Consider the following 11,091-nt stretch of genomic DNA (forward strand, 5'->3'; position numbering starts at 1 on the left):
TGACCCCCGCCCCCCCCGCAGGCACCGTCTGGGTCAACCCCTACCGCGCCGTCAGCCCGATCGCCCCCTTCGGCGGCCACGGCCTCTCCGGACACGGCCGCGAAGGCGGCCTCCAGGCCGCCCTCGACTACACGAAAACAAAAGCCGTCTGGCTCAGAACAACAGACGAACAAATCCCAGACCCCTTCGTCATGCGGTAGGGCGGGACTGATCCCAGCAGAGGAAAATTGCATCCCCGGCAGCGCATCCTGCGCCGCCGGAAACACTGGTCATTGCCTAAGGGAGGAAACCATGGCGAGAGACTACAGGCCCGGAGGCGGGGACCATCTGGTCGCCGGCAAAGGGCTGTTCAAAGGGCTTCACAACGGCATGAGCATCGCCTCCAAGGCGATGGTGGCGGCCTTTGTGGTGTTCACAATCCTGAACGTGGAATACGCAGGCAAGATCTATGGCGGCATCCGCGCCTGGGTCGAGGGCGCGCTGAGCTGGTATTACATCAGCTCGGTGATCATCATCCTGTTTGCCTGCCTGTTCCTGATGTTCAGCCGGTTCGGCTCGATCCGCCTGGGCGATGATGATGCCAAGCCGGAATTCAGCCGGTTTTCCTGGTTTGCGATGCTGTTTTCGGCCTCGGTGTCGATCGGCATTATGTTCTTTGGCGTGGCCGAGCCGCTGTTTTACTTCGACAATTCGGCGGGCTGGGGCTACCCCAACAATCCCTTTGCCGATGCGGCGGGGCATACGGAAATGGACGTGCAGCGTGCGGTTGACGCGGTGCGGGTGACCAACTTCCATTGGGGGCTGCACGGCTGGGCGATCTATACGCTGACCGGGCTGGCGCTTGGGTATTTTGCCTTCCGCAAGAAGCTGCCGCTGACCTTCCGCTCGGCGCTCTATCCGATCCTGGGCGAGCGGATCTATGGCCCCGCAGGCCATGCGGTGGACCTGCTGGCGGTGTTCGGCACCGTTTTCGGCATCGCAACCTCGATGGGGCTGGGTGTCAATCAGATGGCGCATGGCATGAATGTGCTGTTCGGCATCGATCCGGGCACCGGCACCCAGGTGGCGCTGGTCATCATCATCTCGATCATCGCGACCCTGTCGGCGGTCTCGGGCGTCGGCCGCGGCATCAAGATCCTGTCGGAATGGAACATCGTGCTGACCATCGCGCTGATCCTGTTCTTCGTGATCGCAGGGCCGACCCAGTGGCTGGCAGGCTTCTTCCTGAACGCCACCGGCGATTATGTGACCCAGTTCCTGTCGATGGGCTTCTGGACTGCCTCTGCACCGGGCGACGTGGCCTGGCAGGGCGGCTGGACCATCTTCTACTGGGGCTGGTGGCTGAGCTGGGCTCCCTTTGTCGGCATGTTCATCGCCCGTATCTCCAAGGGCCGCACTATCCGCGAGTTCATGTTCGGCGCCATGCTGGTGCCCACCACCATGGCCTTCATCTGGATCTCCATCTTTGGCGGCAACGCGCTGTTCTTTGAGCTGAACGCCGAAGGCGGTGTGGGCACCGCGGGCCTGATCGACATGGTCAACAGCTGGAACCTGGGCGGTACCCTGTTCGGCACCATCGACCGGCTGGCCGATGGCGGCACCCTGGCCTGGGTGGTCTCGGCGCTGACCACTTTCCTGCTGGCCACCTGGTTCATCACCAGCTCGGACTCCGGCACCCTGGTGGTGACCACGATCCTGTCGATGGGCAACGCCCATCCGCCGAAGATGCACCGGGTGATCTGGGGCGCGGCGCAAGGCCTAGTGGCCGCGGTGCTGCTGATGGCCGGCGGGCTGTCGGCGCTGCAGACAGCAGCAATTGCCGCCGCGCTGCCGATCTCGGTCCTGGTGGTGATGATGGCCTGGGGCGTGATCAAGTCGCTGATGGAGGACCCGGCTGCGGTCTCCAGCGCGGCTGCGAGTGCGCCGGACGGCACTGCGCTGGACGGCGACCTGCACGCCTGAACCGGACCCTCAAAAATCCGAAACCGGGCGGGGGAGACCCCGCCCATTTCCTTACTGAACAGGAGTTTTGCACATGCTCTCTCTCTCCCGCCCTGACCTGCTGCTGAGCGACGCCTATCTAAACGGCGAGTGGCAGCCCCGCGATGCCCGCTTTGCGGTCAAGAACCCCTCCACCGGCGAAGTGCTGGCTGAAGTAGCCGACTGCACTGTTGATGACGCCAAGGGCGCCATCGCCGCGGCACAGGTTGCGCAAAAGGACTGGGCGCAGCGCACCGGCAAGGAGCGCGCGGCAGTGCTGCGCAAGTGGTTCGACCTGATGGTGGCCCATGCCGATGACCTGGCCGCGATCCTGACCGCCGAAATGGGCAAGCCGCTGGCCGAGGCCAAAGGCGAGATCATGTATGGCGCCAGCTTTATCGAGTGGTTTGCGGAAGAGGCCAAGCGGATCTATGGCGACACCATCCCCGGCCACCAGCGTGACAAGCGCATTCTGGTGATGAAACAGCCGGTGGGCGTGGTCGGCGCGATCACACCGTGGAACTTCCCCAATGCGATGATCACCCGCAAGGCGGGCCCGGCGCTGGCGGCGGGCTGTGCCATGGTGGTGCGCCCTGCCAGCGAAACCCCGCTGTCGGCGCTGGCGATTGCCAAGCTGGGCGAAGAGGCGGGCATCCCCGCGGGCGTGTTCTCGGTGCTGCCGTCAACCGACAGCCGCGGCGTTGGCCTTGAGTTCTGCGAGAACCCGGCGATGCGCAAGATCAGCTTTACCGGTTCCACCGGAGTGGGCAGCATCCTGATGCGCCAGGGGGCGGACCAGATCAAGAAACTGTCGCTGGAGCTGGGCGGCAACGCGCCCTTCATCGTGTTTGACGATGCAGACCTGGATGCCGCGGTCGAGGGCGCGATGATCTCGAAGTTCCGCAACGCCGGCCAGACCTGCGTCTGCACCAACCGGATCTATGTGCAGGATGCGGTATACGACGCCTTTGTTGAAAAACTGTCGGCGGCTGTTGCGGCCCTGCCGGTGGGCGACGGCTTTGCCGAGGGCACTGCAATCGGGCCGCTGATCAGCGAGGCTGCGGTGGAGAAGGTGCGCGAGCACATCGCCGATGCGGTGGCCAAGGGCGGCCAGATCTCCACCGGCGGCGCAGAGCATGAACGCGGCGGCACCTTCTTCCAGCCAACGGTGATTGCCGGCGCCACCCAGGACATGGCGGTGGCGCGGGAAGAGACCTTTGGCCCGCTGGCGCCAGTGTTCCGCTTCTCGGAGGTGGAAGAGGTGCTGGCGGCGGCCAATGACACCGAGTTCGGCCTGGCCTCCTATTTCTACAGCCGCGACCTGAGCCGGATCTATCAGGTGATGGAAGGGCTGGAATACGGCATGGTCGGCGTCAACACCGGGCTGATCTCCACCGAAGTGGCCCCCTTTGGCGGCATCAAGCAGTCCGGCCTGGGCCGCGAAGGCTCCAAATACGGGATCGAGGATTATCTCGAGCTGAAATACTGCTGCTTGAGCGTGTGACCCTAGTACGTAAAGCGCTGTGGCCGGTCCTTCCGGCCGCAGGCACGAGAGCTCCTCCTCGAAAGAAGGCCAATTTTCTGGCTGTGAAATGCCGCGTTAAGGCATTGCTAATAATGAGGAAAGCGCGTGTGGCGCGTCTCCCTTTACCCACTGTTTTGCGGCCGGGCTTTGGGAAACAAGTGCCAGGACGCGCCAGTTGCGCCTTGGCAGCCGCAGCAGGTCAGACTTGCTGCCGCCACGTTCTGTGAAAGCTGCCCTCCCCTTGCCGGCCAGAATCGATGGCACCTGACCGCAAGTCGGTTCTTCCCGCTCAAATGTCGCAAATACTGATCATTCCGGCGCGCTGGCATCGAGTCCGGGACGCGGATCTCTGGTGTTTGGCCGCATCCGCCTCGCACAGGCGATCTGACCCAAGGGAGGAGAAACCCCGTGTCACAATCTGATCCGAATATTGCAAAACCCGGGCTGGGAATGGCGCTGCTGCCGATCCTGCTGACGCTGGCCGTTCTGGGCGTCCAGCTGTTCTATTTCGGGGATTTCACCCCGCATATCCCGCTGGCCATCGGCATCGCCATCACCGCTCTGGTGGGGCTGAAGCTGGGCCACAAGTGGAACAACATCGAAGAAGGCGTGTTCCACGTCATCAACATCTCGCTGCCGTCGGTGTCGATCCTGATCACCGTTGGCATGATCGTGGGCATCTGGATTGCCAGCGGCACCGTGCCGACGCTGATCTACTATGGCCTCAAGATCCTGTCGCCGGAGCTGTTCCTGGCCGCAGGCATGGTGCTGTGCTCCATCGTATCGGTATCTCTGGGCACCTCCTGGGGCACTGTGGGCACCGTTGGCCTGGCGCTGATGGGCATTGGCGCAGGCTTTGGCATCCCGATGTACTGGACCGCCGGCGCGGTGGTTTCGGGCGCGTTCTTCGGCGACAAGATCTCGCCGCTGTCGGACACCACGAACCTGGCCCCCGCCGTCACCGGTACCAATCTGTTCGACCACATCCGCAACATGCTGCCGACCACCGTGCCGTCGATGCTGATTGCGCTGGTGATCTACCTGGTTGTGGGCTTCACCCTAATCGACACCTCGCAAGTGTCGTTTGAGCGGATCGACGCGATCACCGCAGCGCTGGACAGCGCCTTCTGGATCTCGCCGCTGATGCTGCTGCCGGCCGTGCTGGTGATCATCCTGGCGGTGAAGAAACAGCCGCCGATCCCGTCGCTGTTTGCCGGTGCTGTCGTGGGCGGCATCATGGCGATGGCCTGTCAGGGCGCGGGCCTGCACGAGACCTTCACCTTCGCCAACAGCGGCTATTCCATCGACACCGGTGTTGCGGAAATCGACCCGCTGCTGAACCGCGGCGGCATCCAGTCGATGATGTGGACCATCTCGCTGGTGCTGCTGGCACTGGGCTTCGGCGGCGCGCTGGAGCGCACCGGCTGCTTGCAGGCGATCATCGAGGTGATCATCGCCCGGGTCAAAAGCTTTGCCGGCATCCAGACCTCGGCCATTCTGACCTCGGTCGCGACCAACACCGTGGCGGGTGATCCGTATCTGTCGATTGCCCTGCCGGGCCGGATGTATGCGCCGGTTTACCGCGGCATGAAGTATTCGCCGCTGAACCTGTCGCGCGCCATCGAGGAAGGCGGCACGCTGGTCTCGCCGCTGATCCCCTGGAACGCCGGCGGCGCCTTTGTGATCTCGGCTCTGGCGCTGGGGATTGCCGACGGCAACTTCGAGAACCTGCTGTACATCCCGCTGGCCTTTGCCTGCTGGCTGTCGCCGCTCATCGGCATCTTCTACGCCATGACCGGCCTGTTCTCGCCCAAGGCGAGCGATGAGGAAATCGCCGAATGGGAAGACAGCGGCGAGCCGGTGGCGCAAGTGACCGCCTGACCGCCGACGCGCGCCGGGTCCTCCCCCCCGGCGCGCATTTTGATGTAAACACCCCATCTGTTAGGTTACCGATATGCTTTCCCGCAGCTATGTCCCGAAAGGTGCGGCCAGTTTCCGGGTTGATTACGACGGGCCGCCAAAAGACATCTACTTCCTGCTTCTGCCGAAGCTGACCATGCTGGCGTTCAGCGCCGCCGTGGAGCCTTTGCGGATTGCCAATCAGGTGACGGGCAAGGAGCTGTACCGCTGGTTCCTGATGAGCGAGGACGGCGCACCGGTGCTCTGTTCCAACGGGATCGGGATCAATACCGATCTGGATCTGGAGGACCTGCCCCGCGGCAGCTTTGCCTTTGTCTGTTCCGGCATTGAACCTTCGGACAGCACCAACTCGCGGACACTCGCGTGGATCCGGCGGCAGAACGCCCACGGCAGCCGGTTCGGCGGCATCTGCACCGGCGCCTTTGCCTTGGCTCAGGCCGGCATTCTGCAGCAGCAGCGTTTTACCCTGCATTGGGAGAACCAGCCGTCTTTCTCAGAGTATTTTCCGGGACTGGAGCCTACCGCAAACCTCTATGAAATCGACAACGGGCTGATGACCTGCGGCGGCGGCAATGCGGCCACCGACATGATGCTGGAGATGATCGAAACGGACCACGGCAAGGACTTGGCCGTCATTGTCTCTGACATGTGCATCCATTTCCGCTCCAACAACCGCGAGGCCCTGCAGAAGTCGGCCTATTCGGTGGCGCTGAGCAGCCGCAACCAGCACCTGATCAACGCCATGCAGTTCATGCACGAAACCATCGAGGAACCGGTGGATATTGGCGAAGTGGCGGATCACGCCCAGATTTCGCGGCGCCAGCTGGAGCGGCTGTTCCAGCGCTACGTCGGCACGTCGCCGGGGCAGTTTTATATCGAGCTTCGCGTAGGGCGGGCGCTGGCGCTGCTGAATGAAACCAACATGACTGTCGCCGAGATTTCAGCAGCGACCGGGTTCAGCAGTGCAACGCAGCTTTCGATCCGGTTCAAGAAACGCTACGGGCAGTCACCCGCGTCCTTCCGCAAGAGCTGGAGCAGCGCACCCGAATAGGTGCAGCACGCGGCGCGGCTGGATGAGGACCAAAGAGGTCCCCGGAATCCCGGCCGGGCTTTGCTGGCGTCTTATGAAAAAGCCTGTGCCGAGGAAAACCCGGTCTGATCCCGGTGGCCCGCAGTTTCACTGGGACGCAGTCCAATAGGCGGCGATGTAGTGGGCCTTTGTGTCCAGACCGATGGATTTGCAATGCGCCCGCAGCTTTTGCGTTTGCGCGCGTTCGGCAGTGAACCAGAGGAAATGCTGCGGGTCTTGGGGAAGTGCCGAAATAGCGGTTTCGGCCAGGCAGCCCCCGTCCGGCCGGGCGGCCCATTCAACTGTCAGGCCGGGATGGTGCGGCAGGTCATAGGCTCCGGCTTCTCCTGCTTGCAGAATGACATGGCCGGAAACTGTTTCAGGCAGGGCTTCCATCAGCCGGGCAACAGCTGGAAAACCGGTTTCGTCGGAATAGATGCTGATCTTCTCTGTCTGCGGCACGCCGCCGCCGCCGGGCCCCGTGAGCCCGATCACTTGCCCCGGCGATGCGCTTTGCGCCCATGCGGTTGTGCGGCCGCCTTCATGGATGAAGACATCGAAGGTCAGGATGTTGGTCACGGGGTCGGCAAAGCGGGCCGTGTAAACCGGACGGTGCAAGGATTTTGCGCCTGACGGCCACCTGGTGGTGCCGCCTTCGGTTACAACCGGCCATTCCGGTTCGGTATTCCCCGGCTTAGGCAGGGCCAATCGGAAATGTATCGAGTCTTCATTGAAGCTGGAAAGATCCTGAGCCTGGGCTTCGATCCGCAGAAAGTTCCGGCCAAGCGGGGTTACAGAGAGAATGCTCATCAGCTGGAAATTGGCGGGACGGGCCCCGGCCCCCTCGGCATCGGACCAATGGATTGCTGCAGCGGTGTCCGGCGCATAATGTTCCAGCATGTCGGCCAGATTATCCTTGAGCATCCGGTGCCAGTCGGCGCGGGAAGCCGAGACTTCTGCCCTCACCCCGGCATCTTCTGCGACAAACCGGTAGGTTCCGTAACTGGTGCCGACCGAGATCCAGCTGCCATCGTCCAGCTCTTGAGCCAGCTCATGCTGCCGGGCGTAGCCGCTCACAGCCTCCTGAACGGCCGGATAGGTCAGATGGGGGAGGGGGCTGGCGGCAAAATAGGCCGGCTGATGCGCGCGGGTCATCGGAACCTCAGAGTTTGATTGTGCGGGAAATGGCTGCTTCTGAGGAAGTGGCTGCGGGCAGAAAGACATGCCCGCCAGATTAGTCAACCTCAGAGAATTCAAACCTGGATGGTGATGGCTGAGCATTTGCGGGCGGAGCGGCTGCTAACGCTAAGCGGGGTGAAGGATGAGGTTGCAGCGCAAAATTGCCGCTTAACATGCTTGTTTTACGGGAGAAATCCGGCAGTTCCTCTGGTCCGGCATGTTTCAAAAACTCCGGGTGCCGGCGGGGCGCACATGCCACCGCAGCGCAAAATCAGCAGAAGAAAAATGTGATCTCTGGTTCACTTTTTTATTGATCGGCGCATCCTTTTCGTGCAGGAAGCGCCGCAACAAGCCCAGCCCGATGCCAGGCCGAGACGCATCAAAACATCTGAACTGGGACATTCTCATGAAAATCTGGACTACGGTGAGCGTACTGGCGCTGGCCGCCGCAACCTCTGCCTTTGGCCAGGAGGATGTGGTGGAGCTTGCGCCGATCCTCGTCAGCGCAAACCGCGGAACCGAGACGCTTGTTGAAGAGGCGACGGTTTCTGTTTCCGTGATCGGCGAAGAGGAAATCAAGGAACGCGCCACAGTAAACACGCAGGTCGGCGAGATCCTGGGCAAGACCGTGCCCGGCTTTGCCGTGCCGACGGCAAACCTGACCGAGTACGGGCAAACGCTGCGCGGCCGCAACTTTCTGACTTTCATTGATGGTGTTCCGCAGACCAACACGCTGAACAACGACTTCCGTGCCCTCAGCGGCATCGGCTTGTCGGCGGTTGAACAGATCGAGGTGGTGCGGGGAACCACTGCGGCTTATGGCTTTGGCGGGGCCGGCGGTCTGGTCAATGTGATCACCAGAAAACCCAAAGATGGGGAGCGTTTCACCGAGCTGTCCTTTGGCCTGAGCTTCCAGGATGAAGAGCCGGGCGACTCGCTGTCATACCGGATGCAGGCGCTGACCGCGCAAAAGGCCGGACGGTTTGACTACCTGCTGTCGCTGGCGGTGAAAGACACCGGCAGTTCCTTTGCGGCCACGGGCGAGCGGCGGCCGCCGGACAGCTTTGGCACTCAGGGCGGGACCGATGACATCCGCGCCTACGACCTTTTGGTAAAGGGCGGCGTCGATCTGACAGAAAGCCAGCGGCTGGAGGTCTCGCTCAGCACGTATGATTACGAGCAGGACAGCAATTGGGCCGGCCGGGTTGCCGGCGGCAGCATTGCTGCCAACACCAGCGCAACCCCAAGTGCGGGCAGCCTGAACACCCGCACGCCGGGCACCGAAAACCGCAGCCTCAGCCTGAAATACCTCAACGAGGATGTGCTGGGGGGGTCGATGGACCTGCTGGTCTACCACAACGACCGCACCAACACCTTCACCCGGACCGAATTCCTGGGATTTGAGTATCCTCAGTATGAGACCGAAAGCCAGAAGACCGGCGCGCGGCTGACCTTCAACACGCCGGTCTCCGGGGCCACCCGGGTGGTTTGGGGCCTGGACGTCCTGCGGGATGAAACCAAGGTCAATCCGATCGATACTGCAGTGGCCACCACACCGGACATGAAGATGACCGGCTATGCGCCGTTTGCCCAGCTGACATACGACGCGGGCAGGCTGAACCTGACCGGGGGCCTGCGCTATGAAGTGCTGGATGTGGATGTCGCCACCTTCTTCAACGGCACGTCCACTGTGCAGGGCGGGGAAGTCAAATACCGGGAGCCGCTGTGGAACGCCTCGGCGTCCTATGAGATCACGCCTTCTGTGACCGTGTTCGGGGGCTATGCCGAGACCTTCCAGCTTGGCGCGCTGTCACGGGCCCTGGCGGATTCGACATTTGCCAGCGTCGATTCGATCGACGGCGAAGGCCAGCGCACCGAGAGCTATGAGCTGGGGATCCGGGGCGGTTTTGGCGGGTTCGACTACTCCGCCGCTGTGTTCCGCAGCGACTCCAATGCGGGCGAGACCTATGATGCGGACCTGAACCTGGTGCTGGCGCCGGAGCGGATCGAAGGGATCGAGCTGACTGCAGACTACACGTTCAACGAGACCTGGAAGATCGGCGGCACCGCGACCCTGCTGGACGGGGATTACGACACCGATGGCGACGGTGTGCGGGACAGCGATCTCGGTTCTGACCGGGTGGCGCCGACCAAGCTGACGGCTTATGTGGCCTTTGCACCCAATGTCTGGTCCGACTACCGTCTGGATGTGCTTTACTCGGGCAGCCACGATCCGGACTCCAGCCAGTTCACGGGGTTGCAGAATATCGAAAGCTACATGGTGGTCGACAGCACCGCGCGGTTCGATGTCGGACCGGGAACCCTGCGGGTGGGCATCCACAACCTCTTTGACGAGGACTATGTGCCTGTTCTGCAGCAGTCCTATTCGGTTCAGGCATTTGGGTACGACGATTACTACTACGTCAAGGCGCCAGGCCGCACGATCTCGGCTGATTACACCATCAGGTTCTGATCTGCATGTTCCAGCTTGAAAACATCTCTGCCAGCTACGACGGGCGGCAGGTCCTGGATATTGCCGGGCTGGAGCTGGATCCGCATGAAATCACGGTTTTGCTCGGCCATAACGGATCGGGCAAATCCACCCTGCTGGCGGGGCTGGCACGGCAGCAGTGGCTGGCCGGTCAAATCCGTCTGGGCGGCAAGCCGCTCAGCGACTATGGCGCGCGGGGGTTTGCCCGGCAGGTGGCCTATCTGCCGCAGATTCTGCCGCCGGCGCCGGGGCTGACCCTGCGCGAGATGGTTCTGCTGGCGCGGTTTCCCTGGCGCGGGGCACTGCGGGGCTGGACGCGCGCGGATCACGCCGCGGCGGACGCCGCGATTGAGCGGGTCGGGCTGCCGGACTATGCGGAGCAGCTGACCGATGCCCTGTCCGGCGGCGAACGGCAGCGCGGCTGGATTGCCGCGATGATTGCGCAGGACACCCGCTATTGCCTGCTGGATGAGCCTCTCTCGGCGCTGGATATCCCGCATCAGCAGCAGGTGATGCAGCTGCTGCGCGGGCTGAACCGGGAGAGCGGGACCGGCCAGCTGATCATCCTGCATGATGTGAACATTGCTGCGGCCTATGCCGATCGCATCATCGCGCTGCGGCAGGGACGGGTCGTCTTTGACGGCGGCGCAGATGCGCTGATGCGGCCGGAAGTGCTGCAGCAGGTCTACGGGCTGCAGCCCGCCATTTTGACTCATCCGGATCGGCAGCAGCCGGTCGCGGTTTTCTGAGGGAGCTCTTTGATGCGGATGATTATTGCCTTTCTCTTGGCCTTGATGCCGCTGGCGGCGCCGGCCGCCGGCGTGACCATTACTGACAGCCGGGGCGAGCAGAGTTTTGACGTGCCGCCGCAACGGGTGATCGTGTCCAACTGGATGCTGGGTGAGCAGCTGCTGAGCCTGGGTGTGG

Annotated in this window: 8 protein-coding genes; 7 read left to right on the forward strand and 1 reads right to left on the reverse strand. The window is 62.7% G+C overall.

The window, feature by feature from the left end:
• The 5 genes from RA20_RS08985 to RA20_RS09005 form a co-directional block, all read left to right on the forward strand.
• Positions 1–200 (forward strand): aldehyde dehydrogenase family protein (locus tag RA20_RS08985; protein ID WP_039127097.1); only part of this gene is annotated, 200 nt, incomplete at its 5' end.
• Positions 201–291: 91 nt separating this feature from the next.
• On the forward strand, positions 292–1,962 hold the full coding sequence (locus RA20_RS08990; RefSeq protein ID WP_039127100.1) for a BCCT family transporter: 1,671 nt from the start codon (positions 292–294) through the stop codon (positions 1,960–1,962).
• 73 nt (positions 1,963–2,035) lie between these two features.
• Entirely contained in the window at positions 2,036–3,484 is a 1,449-nt protein-coding gene (locus RA20_RS08995; RefSeq protein WP_039127103.1) for an NAD-dependent succinate-semialdehyde dehydrogenase, read from the forward strand.
• Positions 3,485–3,955: 471 nt separating this feature from the next.
• Complete coding sequence (gene nhaC, locus RA20_RS09000; protein WP_052248903.1) at positions 3,956–5,386, forward strand: Na+/H+ antiporter NhaC; 1,431 nt, start codon at positions 3,956–3,958, stop codon at positions 5,384–5,386.
• Between the two features lie 73 nt (positions 5,387–5,459).
• Positions 5,460–6,476 (forward strand): GlxA family transcriptional regulator, encoded by a 1,017-nt coding sequence (locus tag RA20_RS09005; RefSeq protein ID WP_039127109.1) that lies wholly within the window; start codon positions 5,460–5,462, stop codon positions 6,474–6,476.
• Positions 6,477–6,602: 126 nt separating this feature from the next.
• Here the strand turns inward: RA20_RS09005 and RA20_RS09010 are convergent, their stop codons facing one another.
• Positions 6,603–7,649: a siderophore-interacting protein gene (locus RA20_RS09010; protein ID WP_039127112.1), complete on the reverse strand. Its 1,047-nt coding sequence runs from the start codon at positions 7,647–7,649 to the stop codon at positions 6,603–6,605.
• A gap of 430 nt (positions 7,650–8,079) precedes the next feature.
• Here RA20_RS09010 and RA20_RS09015 point away from each other — a divergent pair, with 430 nt between their 5' ends.
• Positions 8,080–10,146 (forward strand): TonB-dependent receptor, encoded by a 2,067-nt coding sequence (locus RA20_RS09015; RefSeq protein WP_039127115.1) that lies wholly within the window; start codon positions 8,080–8,082, stop codon positions 10,144–10,146.
• A gap of 5 nt (positions 10,147–10,151) precedes the next feature.
• On the forward strand, positions 10,152–10,913 hold the full coding sequence (locus RA20_RS09020; RefSeq protein WP_039127116.1) for an ABC transporter ATP-binding protein: 762 nt from the start codon (positions 10,152–10,154) through the stop codon (positions 10,911–10,913).
• Positions 10,914–11,091: the final 178 nt, after the last annotated feature.

The sequence above is a fragment of the Leisingera sp. ANG-Vp genome (assembly GCF_000813725.1).
In the GTDB taxonomy this organism is placed as follows: Bacteria; Pseudomonadota; Alphaproteobacteria; order Rhodobacterales; family Rhodobacteraceae; genus Leisingera.